Here is a 17128-nt window from a genome sequence, read left to right as displayed (position 1 = left end):
CGGGCGCCCCCGTCAGCCCCCCCCTGTCAGCGCCCGTGTCAGCCCTGCGCGTACCGCAGGACGCCCCACATGCTGTGCTCCTCCGCCGGAGGCTCCCCCGCGGTGACGCGGCAGCGGTCCAGCCCGGCCCGCAGAGCCGCCGTGTCGACGCCCCTGCCGATCAGTACGAGCTGGGTGAGCCGTTCCTCGGCCCGTGCCCAGGAGGAGCGGTAGAAGCGCAGGAAGTCGCCGACGGCGTGGACGGCGAACTTGTGCTTGTGCCCGGCTATGCCGAAGTACACGAATCCCTTGATCCGGTAGAGGCCCTCCGGCCGGCTGTCGAGGAACTCCATCAGCCGCCGCGGGTCCACGGGCTCTTCGGAGACGAACTCGACGCTCTCGTAGGCGGCGTGCAGGTGCCCGTTGTGGTCGCAGCCGCCGTGGCAGTCGTGGTCATGGTCGTGGTCGTGGTCATGGTCAAGGTCACAGCTGCCGTGGTCGTGGCCGTCCGGCTCGTCGTCGGCGCACAGGTCCTCGAAGGACAGCTGGCGCGTCTTCGACGGGTCGTCCTCGCGCGGCTTGCGGTCGAAGAGCAGCTCCGGGTCGATGCGCCCGTAGGACGCCGGCACGACGGGCGTGCCGGGGGCGAGCTCCTCCAGCACGCCGAGGACCTCCCGGCGGGCCTCGTCGCCGACCCTGTCGGCCTTGTTGAGGACGACGAGGTCGGCGATGGCCACGTGGCGGTCGAGCTCCGGGTGCCGGGCGCGGGTGGCGGCGAACTCCGCCGCGTCGACGACCTCGACGAGGCCTCCGTAGACGATGTCCTTGTTGTCGCTGGCCAGGATCATCCTGATGACTTCCTGCGGCTCGGCCAGGCCGCTGGCCTCGATGACGATGACGTCGATGCGGGCGGCCGGGCGGGAGAGCCGGTCGAGGAAGCCGTCGAGCTCGCTGGTGTCCACGGCGCAGCACAGGCATCCGTTGCCCAGCGAGACCATCGAGTCGACCTGCCCGGCGACGCTCATGGCGTCGATCTCGATGCTGCCGAAGTCGTTGACGATCGCCCCGATGCGGGTGCCCCCGCTTCTCCCCAGGAGGTGGTTGAGGAGCGTGGTCTTGCCCGACCCCAGGAATCCTGCGAGCACGATGACCGGGATCTGTCGCTTGGCCACGGGGGGCGCCTCCATCGTCAGTCGAGCACGGCGGGGACCGGCTGGGGCGGGGGCGGGCCCACGTACCGGGCCGCCGGGCGGATGATCTTCGAGTCGTCCGCCTGCTCCAGGATATTGGCGCTCCAGCCGACGACGCGTGCCGCGCAGAAGGTGGGGGTGAACATCTCGCGCGGCAGCCCGCACAGCTCCATGACGACGCCCGCGTAGAACTCGACGTTGGTGTGGAGCTCCCGGCCGGGCTTGAGCTCGGCGAGGATCGCCTCCACCCGGCCCTCGACCTCGACGGCGAAGTCCACCAGATCGCCGCCGAACTCCTCGGCGATCTCGCGGAGCATCCGGGAGCGGGGGTCCTCGGTGCGGTAGACGGGGTGCCCGAAGCCCATGATCCGTTCGCCCGCGAGGACGCGTTCGCGGATCCAGGAGTCGATGCGGTCGGGGGTGCCGATGGCGTCGAGGGTGTCGAGGGCCCGGCTGGGGGCGCCGCCGTGCAGCGGGCCGGAGAGCGCGCCGACCGCGCCGCACAGGCAGGCGGCGAGGTCCGCGCCGGTGGAGGCGATCACCCGGGCGGTGAACGTCGAGGCGTTGAAGCCGTGGTCGATCGTGGAGACGAGGTAGCGCTCGATGGCGCGGGCCTCCCGGGCGCCGGGCTCGGCTCCGGTCAGCATGTAGAGGTAGTTGGCGGCGTACGGCAGGTCCTCGCGCGGCTCGACGGGCTCCAGCCCGTTGCCGAGCCGGTGGAGTGCCGTGAGCAGGGTGGGGACGGCGGCGCAGGCGGCGAGCGCGGCGGCCTCGCGCCCGTCGGCGCCGGTGTCGTAGAGCGGCCGGAGCCCGGCCGAGGCACCGAGGAGGGACAGCGCGGTGCGCAGCCCGGCGAGCGGGCCGGAGGCGGCACCGGCGCGGGCGATGCCCGGCAGGGCGTCGCGCACGTCCTGGGGGAGCCGGCGCAGGGCGGCGGTCTCGGCGGCGAAGCGGGCGCGCTGCTGCGCGTCCGGCAGGGAGCCGCGGAACATCAGGTGCCAGACGTCCTCGAAGGACCGGGTCTGCGCCAGTTCGACGGCCGAGTACTGGCGGTAGTGGTAGAAGCCCTCCTGGCCGCGGACGTCGCCGAGGGCGGTGTCGGTGACGACGACGCCGGCGAGTCCACGAGGCACTTCGGTGATCGGCATGACTGCCCCCTGATCCATGTGATCCATGTCCGGTGATCGATCCGGTGACCGACCCAGTGACCAATCCGGTGATCGATCCGGTGATCGATCAAATCCTTGATCTGACTGTCCATGCTTGACTCAATAGTTGTCAATGTTGATTCAGATCAATATGGAGAGGTGGATAACGTGTCCTCCATGGCGGATCACAGGACGAAGGACGGCGAGACCGGCGACGCGGCGCGTGACGGCGCGCCGGGCGAGCGGCTGACCACCCGCGAGGTCGCCGAACGGCTCGGCGTGAAGCCCGAGACGGTCTACGCGTACGTGAGCCGCGGCCAGCTCACCAGCCGCCGCGGCCCCGGCGGGCGCGGCAGCACCTTCGACGCGCGCGAGGTCGACGCCCTGGTGCGGCGCGGACGGCGCGAGACGGCGTTCGGCGGCGAGACGGCGATCCGTACGGGCATCACCCTCATCGAGAAGGACCGGTACTTCTACCGCGGCGTGGACGCCACCGCGCTCGCCGAGCGGTACGGCTACGAAGAGGTCGCGGAGTGGCTGTGGACCGGCCGGCTGCGGCCCGGCACGCGGTTCACCGCCCCGGAGGACGGCCTCGTGGCGGCGCTCCGCGCGGTGAGCGCCATGCCCGCGCACAGCGGCCCCACCGACCGGCTGCGGGTGGCGGCGATCGCGGCGGCCGCCGCCGACCCGATGCGCTTCGACCTGTCTCCCGAGGCCGTGCTCGGCACCGCGCGCGGCCTGATCCCGACGCTGGTCGACGCGCTGCCGGCCGCCGGGCGGCTGCCCCGGGAGGGCAGCGGCGGCTCCCCGCTCCCCCGCAGGCTGTGGTCCCGGCTGACCGCACGGACGCCCGACGAGGCGTCACTGCGCGCCCTGGAGGCCGCACTGGTGCTGCTCATCGACCACGACCTGGCCGCGTCCACGCTCGCGGTCCGGGTCGCCGCCTCCGCCCGCGCCCACCCCTACGCCGCGGTCTCGGCCGGGCTCGGGGTGATGGAGGGCCCGCTGCACGGCGCGGCGAGCGGCCTGGCGCACCGGATGCTGACGGAGGTGCTGCAGCGGGGCAGCGCGGGGCCGGTCGTGGCCGACCACCTGCGCGGCGGGCGCCGCGTGCCGGGCCTCGGCCACCGGCTCTACCCCGGCCCCGACCCCCGCGCCACAGCCCTCTTCGCACGGCTGGAATCCGTACCGGCGGCCGCGGACGCCCTGGAGGCCGCCCGCGAGGTCGAGGCGACGACGGCCCGGCACGTGGCCCTGCACGCCAATGTGGACCTCGCCCTCGCCGTGCTGTCGGTCTCCGCGGAGATGCCGCCCGAGGCCGGGGAGACGGTGTTCGCCGTCGCCCGGACGGCCGGCTGGATCGCGCACGCCCTGGAGGAGTACGCGGAGCGTCCGCTCCGGATGCGCCCCACGGGCGCCTATTCGGGCCCCAGGCCGCCCCAGCCCATGCCGTAGGCCATGCCGTGAGCTTCAGCCACCTCCGAAGTGCGCCGTACGACCAATAGCAACTCAGGTTAGGCTTACCTTCGTGAGTACGTGCGCGACCGCCTCCCGCAACCTTTCCGAGCCGCTGGCCGGCACCGCCGCCACCGCGCGGACGTGGCTGCTCGTCGAGCAGCCCGGGCCCTGGGGCAAGGACGCGCTGACCGAGAGCCACCTCGACCCCGCCGTCGGGCGCGCGCTGGACGCGGCCGCAGAAGGCACGGGCGTCCGGATCGCACTGATCCGCCGCCCCGGCCGGCACGCCGACTGTCGCCGGCCCGGCACGCACCGCGTGTTCGCCGCCCACACCGCCCCGGGCCGCTCCTGGATCCGCACCGCGGCCCTCGCCGACCCCGCAGAGCTGACCGGGCTGGACTTCGCCGCCCTCGGCGCGGGCGAGCACGGCGGCCTGTGGGAGGCCTACGAGGGCGACCCGCTGGTGTTCGTGTGCACCAACGGCAAGCGCGACCGCTGCTGCGCCCTGCTGGGCCGCCCCCTGGCCGCGGAGCTGGCCGCCTCCGGCGCGGAGGCCTGGGAGGTCACCCACATCGGCGGCCACCGCTTCTCGCCGACCCTCTTCGTCCTCCCGTACGGCTACGCCTACGGCCGCGTCACCGCCCACGGCGTCAAGGACGTGCTGGAGGCCGTTCGCGACCGCCGGATCGTCACCGGCGACTGCCGGGGCCGCTCCGCGTGGGACCGCCCGGCCCAGGCCGCCGAACTGGCGGTGCGCGAGCTGACCGGCGAGGAGGGCGCGGACGCCCTCGACGTCACGCGCACCGAGGGCGCGGCGCCGCACTGGTCGGTGACCGTCGCCCACACCGACGGCCGCTCCTGGCGGGTGACCGTCGAGCAGGGCGCCGCGGAGCCGCCGCGCCCGGAGAGCTGCGGCCGGGCGCCGGCCACGCCGGCGCGGATGGACGTCGGGTCCGTCACGCCGCTTTCCTGAAGCCGTCCCCCTGAGGCCGCCCCCCCGAGGGGGCTACCGCAGGGTTACCCCGCCTTCTTCACGAACTCCGTGGTGTAGGTCTTCTCCAGGTCCACCTTGGCGTCCTTGAGCGCCGGGTTGAAGGACTTCAGGACCTCATGGACGGTCTTCGGCCCGTCCTCGGGCATCACCCCGTCCTTGGTGAACATCGGCAGCGTGTTCTTGATCGCCTCGATGTACAGGTCCTTGCCGCCCTTGGCGTAGTCCTCGGGCATCTTGGCCGCGATCTCCTCCGGCGTGTGCTCGGACATCCACGTGAGGGTCTTCACGAAGGCGTTGGCGAGCTTCTGTACGACATCCTTGTTGCTGTTGACCCAACTGGTGTTCATGTAAAGGCTGGAGGCGGGGTAGAGGCCGCCGAGCGCCGCCCTGGAGCCCTCGGGCGTCCGCATGTCGACGAGCACCTTGCCCGCGCCCTTGGCGAGGACCTGCGCCACGGTCGGGTCGGTCGTCATCCCGCCGTCGATGGAGCCCTGCTGGAGCGCGGAGACGAAGGTCTGCCCGGCACCCACGGCCACGGGCGTGAAGTCGCTGACCTTCACCCCGTTCTTCACCGCCAGATACTTCGTCAGGAAGTCGGTGGAGGAGCCCAGTCCGGTGACACCGAGCTTCTTGCCCTTGAAGTCCTTGGGCGAGGCCAGGTCACCCGCGGCCTTCTTCGAGACGATCTCCACCTCCCCCGGCGTCTGCGCGAGCTGCACCACGGACTCGACCTGCTTGCCCTTCACCTGCAGGTCGAGCGTGTGGTCGTAGAAGCCCACGACGCCCTGGACCTCGCCGGCCACGAGGGCGGTGGTGGCCTGGACGCCGGCGGGCTCGCTGAGCAGGTCGACGGTCACCCCCTCCTCCTGGAAGTAGCCGAGCCGCTGGGTGAGGACCGCGGGCATGTAGATGACCTTGTCCAGGCCGCCCACCATGATCCTGACGATGTCGCCCTTCGCCGCCTCGAGCGCCGAATTCCGTTTGTTCGACGAGGAGTCGTCGGCACACCCGGCCAGGGTCAGGCACATCACCGCCGCGACGGCGCCCGCGCGGGCTCTGGCAGTCTTGCTGAACGTACGCATCGCTGTTCCTTACGGTCAGAGGTTCGTAGGAGACACACAGGACGTGCAGGACGTGGGGGATGTGCTGGGGTGGGGGACGTGCAGGGGTGGGACGGGGGATGTTCAGGGAAGCGGGGGATGTGCGGGGCGCCGCGCCGTCACTCCCCCGCGCCGGAGCCGCCCGGCTTCCAGCGGAAGAGCCGCTTCTCCGCGAAGGTCAGCAACCCCTCCGCGAGCAGCGCGACGACGGCGAGGATGACCATGGCGGCGTAGACGCCCGCCGTGTTGAACGAGTTCTGGGAGACGGAGACGAGCAGTCCGATCCCCTTGGTCGCACCGATGTATTCGCCGACGATCGCGCCGATGAGCGCGAAGCCGAAGCTGACGTGCAGGCTGGTGAAGATCCAGGACGTCGCGGAGGGGATGACGACCTGCAGCGTCACCCGGCGGTTGCTCGCCCCCAGGATGCGGGCGTTGGCCACCAGATTGCGGTCGACCTCGCGAGCGCCCTGGAAGGCGTTGAAGAAGACCGGGAAGAAGACCAGCACCACGGCCGAGGCGACCTTGGAAGCAGGCCCCAGCCCGAACCAGATCAGGAAGATGGGCGCGAGGACGATCCGCGGCAGCGCGTTGAGGACCTTGATGTACGGGCCGAAGACCTCGGCCAGGAAGCGCACCCGGCCGAGAGCGATCCCCAGCACCACGCCGGCGGTCACACCGATGACCCAGCCGAACAGCGCCTCGTAGAGCGTGTACCAGATCTGCTCGCCCAGCGAGCCCTGCGCCGTGCCGTGCAGCGTCCACTGGACGATCTGGTCCCAGATCTTCGACGGCATCGAGAAGTTGAACGGATCGATCACGTCGTTGCGGGCCATCAGCTCCCACGCGCCCAGCACCACGACGAGGACGAGCACCCGCGCCGCGTACACGACCAGCCTGCGCCGGCGGACGGCCTTCGCGCGGGCCGCGGTCCGGCCGGTGGGCAGGGGTGAAGAGAGCCGGACGGACTCGACGGCATCAACGGCATCAACGGCATCAACGGCATCAACAGACTCAGCCGACACGGGAGGCCCCCCTCTCACGGGTGATGCGGACCTCTTCACCGAGGGATGACCAGATCTCGCGGTAGATCTCCACGAACTCCGCCTCCAGGCGTACGGCTTCGACCTTGCGCGGCCGGGGCAGCCGGACGGGGAAGACCTCCTTGACGGTCGCCGGGCCGGCGGTCATCACGACGACCTTGTCGGCGAGGGCGATCGCCTCCTCCAGGTCGTGCGTGACGAAGATGACGGAAGCGGCCCGTCCGCCGGGGCGGGAGCCGCCCCACAGCTCCAGGAGCTCGTCCGACATCAGGGCCCGGGTCTGTACGTCGAGCGCCGAGAAGGGCTCGTCCATCAGCAGGATCTCCGGGTCGCCCACGAAGGTCTGGGCGAGTGCGACGCGCTTGCGCTGGCCGCCGGAGAGCTGGTGCGGATAGCGGTCGGCGAAGGCGGCGAGGCCTACGCGGCCGAGCCACTCGCGGGCCCGCTCCCGCGCCTCGGCCTTGGGCACGCCGCGAAAGCGCGGGCCTGCCATGACGTTGGACAGCACCGTGCGCCAGGGGAAGACGGCGTCCTGCTGGAAGACGAAGCCGACTTCCGGCCGGATCCCCGTCACGGGCTTTCCGCCGATCAGCACCTCGCCCTCGGTCGGCTCCTCCAGGCCGCTGACCAGGGTGAGCGTGGTGGACTTCCCGCAGCCCGTGGGGCCGACGACGGCCACGAACTCGCCTTGCTCCACCGTCAGATCGAGGTCCCGTACGGCCGTGTGCGAGGCGCCCGAGGGCGTACGGAACACCTTGCTCGCTCCGCGCAGCTCGATCGCCGGGGCGTGGCCCGGCGGGGTGCCGCTGATCATCGTTGCCGCCTCCTCTGTGCAGGTTTCCGGCCATGGGGGGTGACCGGTGGTGGAGGCTAGATGTGACGCGTGGCGCACAGACAGCCTTGTGAGCGCTGTGCGGCTTCAGCGCATGAACCCTGTTCTGCTCGTTTTGCTCGCGGTAGAACAACGAAAGCGCCACGGAACCGGCAGCGGGGGGCAGGACCGGCTACGTTCGGTCCACAGTGCGAAAGCGGAACGCCGCTGAATCGGAATTGGACACTCCGCTTCAGTGGCCGGCCGGCCACCCGGCCGGAGGACGACATCAGGACGAGAGGGAGGGGGACACACGCATGCGCCCCCGCTGGCCCCGCCGCGTCTTCGCCCAGGTCCTGCTCGTCCAGCTGCTGATCATCACCGGGGTCGCCGGGCTCGCCGCCGGGCTCTTCCTCGCACCCCTCGCCGCCCAGCTCGACGACCAGGCCGAGCACCGCGCGCTGGCCATCGCCCAGGCCACCGCGGCCCAGCCCGGCATCGCGCACAGCCTGCTGGCCGGGCCGCCCTCCCCCGACGGGCCGGTGCAGGCCGACGCCGAGCGCATACGGCTCGCCACCGGCGCGAGTTACGTGGTGGTCGTCGACACCCGCGGCATCCGCTACTCCCACACCGTCCCCGAGCGGATCGGGGAGCGCGTCAGCAGCGACCCCGGCCGGGTCCTCGGCGGGCAGGAGTGGACGGGCACCGGGCGCGGCACCCTCGGCCGCTCCGCGCGCGGCAAGGTGCCCCTGCGCGACGGCGAGGGCGCGATCGTGGGCGCCGTCTCCGTCGGCATCGCCTACGACGACGTGCACGCGCTGCTGGTCCGTGCCGTGCCCGGCATCCTCATGTACGCGGGTGCGGCCCTCGGCGTCGGGGCGCTCGCCGCGCTCGCCGTCTCCCGCCGGCTGCGCAAGCGCACCCGCGGCATCGAACTCACCGAGATCTCCGCCCTCTTAGACGAACGCGAGGCCATGTTGCACGGCATCCGCGAGGGCGTGGTCGCCCTCGACCGGCTCGGCCGCGTCCGCCTGCTCAACGACGCCGCCGCGCGGCTGCTGGGCATCGGCCAGGACGCGATCGGCCATCCCCTCGACGGCGTCCTGCCGCCGGGCCGCACCACGGACGTGCTGGCCGGCCGCGTGACGGGCACCGACCTGCTGACCGTCCGGGACGGGCGGGTGCTGGTCGTCAACCGCAGGGACACCGCCGGCGGCGGCACCGTGGCCACGCTGCGCGACCGCACCGAGCTGGAACAGCTCCGCCGCGAGCTCGACGGCACCCGGGGCCTGACCGACGCGCTGCGCGCCCAGGACCACGAGCACGCCAACCGCCTGCACACCATCGTCGGGCTGCTGGAACTGGGCCTGTACGAGGAGGCCGCCGACTTCGTCGCGGAGGTGACCGGGGCCCACCGGGCGACGGCCGAGCAGGTCACCGAGCGGGTCCGCGACCCGCTGGTGAGCGCCCTGCTGGTGGGCAAGAGCGCGGTCGCCGCGGAGCGCGGGGTGGCGCTGCGGGTCAGCCCGGCGACCCGGCTGCCCGACCGGGTCGTGGACCCGCGCGACCTCGTCACCGTGCTCGGCAACCTCGTGGACAACGCCCTGGACGCGGTGGCAGGCGCGGCGGCGGACGCGGACGCTGCGGATGCGCCCCACAGCGCGCCCTTCGTGGAAGTGGAGCTGCGGGCCGTGGGAGAGACGCTCGTCGTCCGGGTGGCGGACAACGGCCCCGGGGTGCCGGCCTCGGCCCGCGAACTGGTCTTCACCGACGGCTGGTCCACCAAGGAGGCCGTCCCGCACCGCCGCCGGGGGCTCGGCCTCTCGCTCGTACGGCGGCTGGCCGAGCGGTACGGCGGCTCGGTGCGGGCCGGTGAACGGGACGGTGGCGGCGCGGTGTTCACCGTGGAACTGCCCGAAGCGCTGCGCTTATCCACCCACCCGGCCCACCCGGCCCACTCAGCTCACTCGAAGGGGTGAACGATGATCGAGGTCCTGGTCGTGGACGACGACTTCCGCGTAGCCGAGATCAACGCCGCGTACGTGGCGCGGGTTCCCGGCTTCCGCGTCGGCGCCAAGGCCCACAACGCGGCGCAGGCCATGGCCGTCCTGGAGAAGGGCGGCATCGACCTGGTGCTGCTGGACCACTTCCTCCCGGACGAGACCGGCCTGGGGCTGGTCCGCCGGCTGCGGCAGCTCGGCGACCTCACCGACGTGATCATGGTGACGGCGTCGCGCGACATCGCGACCGTGCAGGCGGCCATGCGCTACGGGGCCCTGCAGTACCTGGTCAAACCGTTCACCTTCCCCGGGCTGCGGGTGAAGCTGGAGGCGTACGCGCAGCTGCGCCGGACCCTCGACGACGCGCAGGAGGCGGGGCAGGACCAGGTCGACCGGATCTTCGGCACCCTGCGCACGGCGGCCACCAGCACGCCGCTGCCCAAGGGCCACTCGGCGCCCACCGCCGAGCTGATACGCCGGGTCCTCTCCGATGCCGCGTCCCCGCTGTCCGCGCACGAGGTCGCGGCACGGTCGGGCCTGAGCCGCTCGACGGCGCAGCGCTATCTGAAGCGGCTGGAGGAGTCCGGGCGGCTGAGCCTGACCCTCAAGTACGGCGAGACGGGGCGCCCGGAGCACCGCTACGCGTGGACGGGGCGCTGAAGCCGGCTTCCCGGCGGGGGGCTTGCGCTGCCTCCCGCTACGCGGCGCCGGCGCCGGTCAGCGAGCGTACTTCCGTCTCGGCGTGGCGGCCGGCGTCGGCCGCTTCGGGCGAGGTCACCGTGCCGAGCCAGCCGGCGAGGAAGCCCAGCGGGACGGAGACGAGGCCGGGGTTCTCCAGCGGGAAGAGCGCGAAGTCCGCGCCGGGGAAGATCGCGTCCGGACCGCCGGAGACGACCGGCGAGAGGACGACGAGCACGAGGGCCGGGACGAGGCCGCCGTAGACGGACCACACCGCCCCGCGCGTGGTGAACCGCCGCCAGAAGAGCGTGAAGAGGAGCACCGGCAGGTTCGCGGAGGCGGCGACAGCGAAGGCGAGCCCCACCAGGAAGGCGACGTTGAGGTCCTGGGCGAGCAGCCCGAGCCCGATGGCCACCGCGCCGGTGCCGGCGGCCGCGACGCGCGCGACCGCCACTTCGCTGCGGGGCGTACGGGCGCGGCGGCTCACCGTCCGGTACAGGTCGTGGGCGACCGAGGCGGAGGAGGCCAGGGTGATCCCGGCGACGACGGCGAGGATCGTGGCGAAGGCGACGGCGGCGACCACGGCGAAGAGGACCGTGCCTCCGGTGGACCCGGCGCCGCCGCCCAGGTCGAGGGCGAGCAGCGGCACGGCGTTGTTCCCGGCGGGGCCCGCGGCCCGTACGGCGTCCGGGCCGAGGATCGCGGCGGCGCCGAAGCCGAGCACGATGGTCATCAGGTAGAAGCCGCCGATGAGCCCGATGGACCAGACGACCGAGCGGCGGGCGGCGCAGGCAGTGGGCACCGTGTAGAAGCGCGAGAGGATGTGCGGCAGCCCGGCGGTACCGAGGACGAGCGCGAGGCCGAGGCTCACGAAGTCCAGCCGGGAGGTCGGGTCGCCGCCGTACTTCAGGCCCGGGGCGAGGAAGGCCTGCCCGTGGCCGCTGCGGCCGGCCGCCGTGGTGAGCAGGGCGGAGAGGTCGCCGTGGAAGCGCACGAGGACGAGGACGGTGAGGGCGACCGTGCCGCCCAGCAGCAGGACGGCCTTGACGATCTGGATCCAGGTGGCGGCCCGCATGCCGCCGAGGGTGATGTAGACGACCATCAGCACGCCGACGCCGACGACGGTCCAGGCGCGGGCGCTCTCGCCGGTCCCGCCCAGCAGCAGCGTCATCAGGCTGCCCGCGCCGACCATCTGGGCGACGAGGTAGAGGACGGAGACGGTGACGGAGGAGACCCCGGTCGCGATCCGGACCGGACGCTCGCGCAGCCGGGTGACCAGGACGTCCGCGAGCGTGAACCGGCCGCAGTTGCGGACGAGTTCGGCGACGAGGAACAGCACGACGAGCCAGGCGACGAGGAAGCCCACGGTGTAGAGGATGCCGTCGTAGCCGTAGAGGGCGATGAGGCCGGTGACGCCGAGGAAGGAGGCGGCGGACATGTAGTCGCCTGCGATGGCGAAACCGTTCTCCATGGGGCTGAAGAGGCGGCCGCCCGCGTAGAACTCCTCCGGCGAGCCACGGCGCTCGCGCCCCACCCAGGTGGTGATGCCCAGCGTGACCAGGACGAAGACGCTGAACAGAGCCAGTGCAAGGGCATGGTGAGCGCCCGTCATGCGTGCTCCCCCTCCCGCCGGCTCTGCTCCTGGCAGGTCCACTCCTGGGTCCGCTCCTGGCCGGTCCACTCCTGGCGGGTCTCCAGGGTGACCGCCCAGCGCAGCTCCAGCGCGGCGGGGTCGCGGTGCAGCCGGGCATGGCGGGCGTAGGCCCAGGTCAGCAGGAACGTCGTGGCGAACTGGGCGAGCCCGGCGAGCATGGCGACGTTGAGCGCGCCCGCCACCGGCCGGGCCATCAGGCCGGGGGCGGCCGTGGCCGTCACCACGTACGCCAGGTACCACAGCAGGAAGGCGGCGGCCGCGGGGAAAGCGAACCGGCGGTAGCGGCTGCGCACTTCCCGGAAGGCCGCGCCACGCTGGACCTCGCGGTAGATGTCCGGCGCGGTGAGGGCGCGGGAGATGTCCGGCGCGGTGAGGGCGCGGGCCGGCTGAATCGTTCCGGCAAGGGCACTCGCTGCGCTGCGTCTGTCGTGGTTCTCCACCGAACTCTCCTTGGGTCGCCAGGCCCGGCTGATCACGGCCCGCTTGACCGGTGTCACCCGCCGCCGGAGGACCCAAGGATGGACAGAACGCCGGTATGCGGACCCGGCCGTTGGCCCGACGTTCACCCCATCAGGTGATGGAGGACTCCGGGGGCCGTGCAATGCCGTGCTGGAAGGCGTAGCGCATGGCCTGGGCCCGGTCGCGCGCCCCCGTCTTGGCGAAGAGGTTGTTGATGTGCGTCTTGACCGTCGCCGTGCTCACATGCAGCCTGCGGGCGATCTCGGCGTTGGACAGGCCGTCGGCGACCAGCGACAGCACCTCCGCCTCGCGCGCCGTGAGCCCGTCCGGGAGCTCCCTGCGGTGCAGGGCGGAACGGGGCGGGACGGAACCGGCGGAGGCCATGCCGTCGGCACCGGCATCAGCACCGGCACCGGCACCTGCCGCGGCGCCGGAGACCGTGGGGTCCGAGAGCCGCTCCAGGAGCCGCCGCTGAATGTTCGGCGACAGCCCTGCCTCCCCCGACATCACATGCCGCACGGCCCGGACGATCTCCTCGCCGCCCGCGTCCTTGGTGAGGTAGCCCCGTGCACCGGCCCGGAGTGCCGGGAAGAGCGAATCGTCGTCGGCGTAGGTGGTGAGGACGACGACGTGGGTGGCCGGGTGCCGGGCGCGGATGCGCCGCGTGGCCTCCACTCCGTCGCAGCGCGGCATGCGCAGGTCCATCAGCACGACGTCCGGGGCGTGCTCGACGACGAGCCGCACCGCCTCCTCCCCGTCGGCCGCCGCCCCGACGACCTCGATGCCGGGCAGCAACCCCAGCAGCATCACGATCCCCTCGCGGACCACGGTCTGGTCGTCCGCGACCACGACCCTCGCGACCCTGTCCCCCGCTCCCCCGGCCTCTCCTCCGGCCGCCCGTCCGGCTCCGCCCCCGCCACCGGCGCTCACGGCGCCGCCTTCGCCACCCGTCATGCGGGCACCCTCAGATGCACCACGAAACCCTCCTCCCCGGACCCGGCCGGCCCGGCCTCCAGCGAACCGCCCAGCAGCTCGGCGCGCTCCCTCATCCCGAGCAGACCGTACCCGGCACCGGCCTCCCCCAGCTCCCGGGACGCTCCGCGCGCCCCGTGGTCACGGACCCGGAGCTCCACCCACCCCTCCAGATAGGTGAACTCCATCTCCACCGGCGCACCCGGCGCGTGTTTGCGCACATTGGTCAGCGCCTCCTGCGCGACCCTGCGCACCGCCAGCCCGGCCTCCGCGGGCAGGGGGCGCGGCTCCCCCGCCACTTCCAGCCGTGCCCCCTCCCCCGCGGCGGACGCCCGCAGGAACTCCTCCACCGGGGTCAGCTCTCCCCTCAGCGCCGACAGCGCCTGACGGGTCTCGGCCAGGCCCTCGCGCGCCATGCGCCGTGCCGCCACCACCCGGTCCAGGACCCGCTGCCGGTCCTCGCCGTGCTCGATCAGCAGCCGCGCGGCCTCCAGGTGCACCAGCTGTGCGGACAGGCTGTGCGCGAGCACGTCATGTATCTCCCGGGCGATACGGGCCCGCTCCGCCAGCGCCGCCGACTCGGCCTCCGCCCGCCGCGCGGCCCGCTCCTGGGCCAGCAGCCGGAACCCGGCTCCCCGCGCCTCGTCGTCCAGTCTCAGCGAATATCCGATGAGCAGTACCCCGGCCACCGTCCCGGCCGTCGTCAGCGAACGATCCGCGCCGGCCAGAACGTATGCCGCCATGCAGACCGCCGCGACCGCCAGCCCGGGCCCCAGCGGGAGCCGCTCCACCGCGAGGGCCGCGGCAACACACCACAGCCCCGTGGCCGCGGCATGCGCACCGGCCAGCTGCGCGACGGCCCCCACCGCCACCAGCACCCCCAGCAGCCCCACCGAAAGCCACAGCCGCCGGGCGAGCGTCGAGTGGTACCAGCACCAGACCGCGGCCGCGCAGAGCAGGAACCCCGCTCCCAGGGCGGCGTATCCCCACCCGTGGAAGGTGCCCTTGCGCAGGACGTTCCAGAGGAACAACCAGATCAGGACGAGCCGCACCACCCAGGTCAGCACCTGCCGACGCCGGGGCACGCCCACCCTGCTGAGCGCCTCACGGGCCGGCCACTCGGTCCACTTCTCGATCGCCACGTACGGTCCTTCCGCCGACGCATCCGACACTACGGAGCCGGCGACCGCCCTGGATCGGACCACGGGTGGGCACCGGGTGGAGATGCACGACGGTGCTTTCTCCACCCGGGGGTGGAGAAAGCACCGGTGAGCCGGGGCCGGGCCGCCCCGGGCCCGGCCGAGAGGCAGCCAGAAGGCGGTCGGGAGGCGGTCGGGATGGGCTCAGGCGTCGATGCGCGAGCGGTCCAGCGTCGCCGCGGAGTTGGTGATGAACTCCTTGCGGGGCGCCACCTCGTTGCCCATCAGCAGGTCGAAGGCGCGCTCCGCCGCCTCCAGGTCGCTGATGTTGATCCGGCGCAGGGTGCGGTGCCGCGGGTCCATCGTGGTCTCCGCGAGCTGGTCGGCGTCCATCTCACCGAGGCCCTTGTAACGCTGGATGGAGTCCTTGTAGCGCACGTTCTTGCGCTCCAGCTCCAGCAGCGTCTGCCGCAGCTCGGCGTCCGAGTACGTGTAGATGTACTTGTCCTGCCCCTTCTTGGGGTGGGTGAGCTCCACGCGGTGCAGCGGGGGCACCGCGGAGAAGACCCGCCCCTCCTCGACCATCGGGCGCATGTAGCGCTGGAAGAGGGTGAGCAGCAGACAGCGGATGTGCGCACCGTCGACATCGGCGTCGGCGAGGAAGATGACCTTGCCGTAGCGCGCCGCGTCGATGTCGAAGGTCCGGCCGGACCCGGCTCCTATCACCTGGATGATCGCGCCGCACTCGGCGTTCTTGAGCATGTCCGAGACCGACGACTTCTGGACGTTGAGGATCTTGCCGCGGATCGGCAGCAGCGCCTGGAACTCGGAGTTCCGCGCCAGCTTGGCCGTACCGAGCGCCGAGTCTCCCTCGACGATGAACAGCTCGCTGCGCTCGACGTCGTCGCTGCGGCAGTCGGCGAGCTTGGCCGGCAGCGACGAGGACTCCAGAGCGGTCTTCCGCCGCTGGGCCTCCTTGTGCTGGCGCGCCGCGATACGGGTGCGGGCCGCGGCGACGATCTTCTCCAGGACCGCCCGCGCCTGCTGCTTGGCGTCGCGCTTGGTGGAGGTCAGGAACGCCTTGAGCTCCTTCGCGACCACGTTCGCCACGATCCGGGAGGCAGCCGAGGTGCCCAGGACCTCCTTGGTCTGCCCCTCGAACTGCGGCTCGGCCAGACGTACGGTCACGACCGCCGTGAGCCCCTCCATGGCGTCGTCCTTGACGACGTCGTCCTCGGCGACCCGCAGCAGCTTCGACGCGCGCAGGGCCTCGTTGACGGTCTTGGCGATGGAGCGCTCGAAGCCCGTCACGTGGGTGCCGCCCTTGGGGGTGGCGATGATGTTGACGAACGACTTGACCGTGGAGTCGTAGCCCGTGCCCCAGCGCAGGGCGATGTCCACGCCCAGCTCGCGGGTGACCTCGGTGGGGGTCATGTGACCGCGGTCGTCCAGGACCGGCACGGTCTCCTTGAAGGTGCCCTGCCCGGTCAGCCGCAGCACGTCGCAGACGGCCTTGTCCTGCGCCAGGTACTCGCAGAACTCGCTGATGCCTCCGTCGTAGCGGAAGGTCTCCTCGGTGGCCTGCTCGCCTTCGATGCCGCGCTCGTCCCGGACGACGATCGTCAGGCCCGGCACCAGGAAGGCGGTCTGGCGGGCCCGTCCGTAGAGGGTCTCCAGCGAGAGCTTGGCATCCTTGAGGAAGATCTGCCGGTCCGCCCAGTAGCGGACGCGGGTGCCGGTGCGCACCTTGGGGATCTTCTTCCCCTTGAGCAGGCCGTTGGCCGGGTCGAAGGGGGCGTCCGGGCCGGACTCGGTGAAAATGCCGGGGACGCCGCGGCGGAAGCTGATCGAGTGGGTCCTGCTGTTGCGGTCGACCTCGACGTCCAGGCGCGCGGAGAGCGCGTTGACCACCGACGCGCCGACACCGTGCAGACCGCCGGACGCCGCGTAGGAGCCGCCGCCGAACTTGCCGCCCGCGTGCAGCTTGGTCATGACGACCTCGACGCCGGACAGCCCGGTCTTGGGCTCGACGTCGACGGGGATGCCGCGGCCGTTGTCGCGCACCTCCACGGAGCCGTCGTCGTGGAGGATCACGTCGATGCGGTCGCAGAAGCCGCCGAGGGCCTCGTCGACGGAATTGTCGATGATCTCCCAGAGGCAGTGCATCAGACCGCGGCTGTCCGTCGAGCCGATATACATACCGGGTCGCTTGCGGACGGCTTCCAGGCCTTCGAGGACGAGCAGGTGCCGCGCGGTGTAGTTGGACCCGTCCCGGTCTGCCCCGGTCAGCAGCGCAGTGGACGGCACGGACGTTTCGGCGGTCACGCGGGTTCGCTCCTCGCTGAATTTCTTTTCGGCCCCGGTCGGGCGGGCCGGCGGCCCGGTTGCCGTTCAGAGGGTACCGATGCCTGGTAGAGCCTTTGTGCAGCCACCCGTGGGAACGCCCATGCTAGTCCAGTGATCGATCACACGTTCGATGACACGATGGAGTGACGTGCACATC

Annotated in this window: 14 protein-coding genes; 4 read left to right on the top strand and 10 right to left on the bottom strand. The window is 72.2% G+C overall.

The genetic code is table 11. The features are described 5' to 3' along the window. Nucleotides 1-38: 38 nt before the first annotated feature. Nucleotides 39-1151, bottom strand: a complete 1113-nt coding sequence (locus tag IE241_RS00425) for a CobW family GTP-binding protein (protein ID WP_190019533.1) — start codon at nucleotides 1149-1151, stop codon at nucleotides 39-41. A 17-nt stretch (nucleotides 1152-1168) separates the two neighbouring features. Then, on the bottom strand, nucleotides 1169-2317 hold the full coding sequence (locus IE241_RS00420) for a citrate synthase/methylcitrate synthase (RefSeq protein ID WP_190019532.1): 1149 nt from the start codon (nucleotides 2315-2317) through the stop codon (nucleotides 1169-1171). A gap of 177 nt (nucleotides 2318-2494) precedes the next feature. Here IE241_RS00420 and IE241_RS00415 point away from each other — a divergent pair, with 177 nt between their 5' ends. After that, nucleotides 2495-3772: a citrate synthase gene (locus IE241_RS00415; protein WP_190019531.1), complete on the top strand. Its 1278-nt coding sequence runs from the start codon at nucleotides 2495-2497 to the stop codon at nucleotides 3770-3772. A gap of 73 nt (nucleotides 3773-3845) precedes the next feature. After that, complete coding sequence (locus IE241_RS00410; protein WP_190019530.1) at nucleotides 3846-4748, top strand: ferredoxin family protein; 903 nt, start codon at nucleotides 3846-3848, stop codon at nucleotides 4746-4748. A gap of 44 nt (nucleotides 4749-4792) precedes the next feature. Here the strand turns inward: IE241_RS00410 and IE241_RS00405 are convergent, their stop codons facing one another. From IE241_RS00405 to IE241_RS00395, 3 genes are all read right to left on the bottom strand, one after another. Next, entirely contained in the window at nucleotides 4793-5851 is a 1059-nt protein-coding gene (locus IE241_RS00405; protein WP_190019529.1) for an ABC transporter substrate-binding protein, read from the bottom strand. 137 nt (nucleotides 5852-5988) lie between these two features. Beyond that, nucleotides 5989-6816 (bottom strand): ABC transporter permease, encoded by an 828-nt coding sequence (locus tag IE241_RS00400; protein WP_229898764.1) that lies wholly within the window; start codon nucleotides 6814-6816, stop codon nucleotides 5989-5991. A gap of 67 nt (nucleotides 6817-6883) precedes the next feature. Next, entirely contained in the window at nucleotides 6884-7726 is an 843-nt protein-coding gene (locus tag IE241_RS00395; RefSeq protein WP_190019527.1) for an ABC transporter ATP-binding protein, read from the bottom strand. Between the two features lie 314 nt (nucleotides 7727-8040). Here IE241_RS00395 and IE241_RS34560 point away from each other — a divergent pair, with 314 nt between their 5' ends. Together IE241_RS34560 and IE241_RS00385 are read left to right on the top strand one after the other, a co-directional pair. Further along, the gene (locus IE241_RS34560; protein WP_190019526.1) at nucleotides 8041-9702 is read left to right on the top strand and encodes a sensor histidine kinase; all 1662 of its coding nucleotides are present in this window, start codon (nucleotides 8041-8043) and stop codon (nucleotides 9700-9702) included. A 3-nt stretch (nucleotides 9703-9705) separates the two neighbouring features. Continuing rightward, complete coding sequence (locus tag IE241_RS00385) at nucleotides 9706-10383, top strand: response regulator (RefSeq protein ID WP_190019525.1); 678 nt, start codon at nucleotides 9706-9708, stop codon at nucleotides 10381-10383. A 37-nt stretch (nucleotides 10384-10420) separates the two neighbouring features. Here IE241_RS00385 and IE241_RS00380 read toward each other — a convergent pair whose 3' ends face one another. From IE241_RS00380 to IE241_RS00360, 5 genes are all read right to left on the bottom strand, one after another. Continuing rightward, nucleotides 10421-12013: a monocarboxylic acid transporter gene (locus IE241_RS00380; RefSeq protein ID WP_190019524.1), complete on the bottom strand. Its 1593-nt coding sequence runs from the start codon at nucleotides 12011-12013 to the stop codon at nucleotides 10421-10423. Then, a complete protein-coding gene (locus IE241_RS00375; protein ID WP_229898762.1) occupies nucleotides 12010-12447 on the bottom strand; it encodes a DUF485 domain-containing protein in 438 nt (145 codons plus the stop codon). The genes IE241_RS00380 and IE241_RS00375 overlap by 4 nt, the downstream gene beginning before the upstream one ends. Before the next feature lie 178 nt (nucleotides 12448-12625). Then, on the bottom strand, nucleotides 12626-13321 hold the full coding sequence (locus IE241_RS00370) for a response regulator (protein WP_229898761.1): 696 nt from the start codon (nucleotides 13319-13321) through the stop codon (nucleotides 12626-12628). A gap of 143 nt (nucleotides 13322-13464) precedes the next feature. Beyond that, nucleotides 13465-14628, bottom strand: coding sequence for a sensor histidine kinase (locus IE241_RS00365; protein ID WP_190019522.1), 1164 nt, complete (start codon nucleotides 14626-14628; stop codon nucleotides 13465-13467). Nucleotides 14629-14829: 201 nt separating this feature from the next. Then, on the bottom strand, nucleotides 14830-16950 hold the full coding sequence (locus tag IE241_RS00360) for a DNA gyrase/topoisomerase IV subunit B (protein ID WP_190019521.1): 2121 nt from the start codon (nucleotides 16948-16950) through the stop codon (nucleotides 14830-14832). Nucleotides 16951-17128 lie beyond the last annotated feature (178 nt).

The organism is Streptomyces hiroshimensis, assembly GCF_014650335.1.
In the GTDB taxonomy this organism is placed as follows: Bacteria; Actinomycetota; Actinomycetes; order Streptomycetales; family Streptomycetaceae; genus Streptomyces; species Streptomyces hiroshimensis.
The sequence above is the reverse complement of the archived record's forward strand: the minus strand, read 5'-3'. Positions and strand labels throughout refer to the sequence as shown.

Bases quoted from the DNA above. Each gene is read 5' to 3' on its own strand.
- IE241_RS00420 (WP_190019532.1), bottom strand. From the start codon at position 2,317: ATGCCGATCACCGAAGTGCCTCGTGGACTCGCCGGCGTCGTCGTCACC.
- IE241_RS00370 (WP_229898761.1), bottom strand. From the start codon at position 13,321: ATGCTGCTGGGGTTGCTGCCCGGCATCGAGGTCGTCGGGGCGGCGGCC.
- IE241_RS00385 (WP_190019525.1), top strand. From the start codon at position 9,706: ATGATCGAGGTCCTGGTCGTGGACGACGACTTCCGCGTAGCCGAGATC.
- IE241_RS34560 (WP_190019526.1), top strand. From the start codon at position 8,041: ATGCGCCCCCGCTGGCCCCGCCGCGTCTTCGCCCAGGTCCTGCTCGTC.
- IE241_RS00405 (WP_190019529.1), bottom strand. From the start codon at position 5,851: ATGCGTACGTTCAGCAAGACTGCCAGAGCCCGCGCGGGCGCCGTCGCG.
- IE241_RS00395 (WP_190019527.1), bottom strand. From the start codon at position 7,726: ATGATCAGCGGCACCCCGCCGGGCCACGCCCCGGCGATCGAGCTGCGC.
- IE241_RS00380 (WP_190019524.1), bottom strand. From the start codon at position 12,013: ATGACGGGCGCTCACCATGCCCTTGCACTGGCTCTGTTCAGCGTCTTC.
- IE241_RS00415 (WP_190019531.1), top strand. From the start codon at position 2,495: ATGGCGGATCACAGGACGAAGGACGGCGAGACCGGCGACGCGGCGCGT.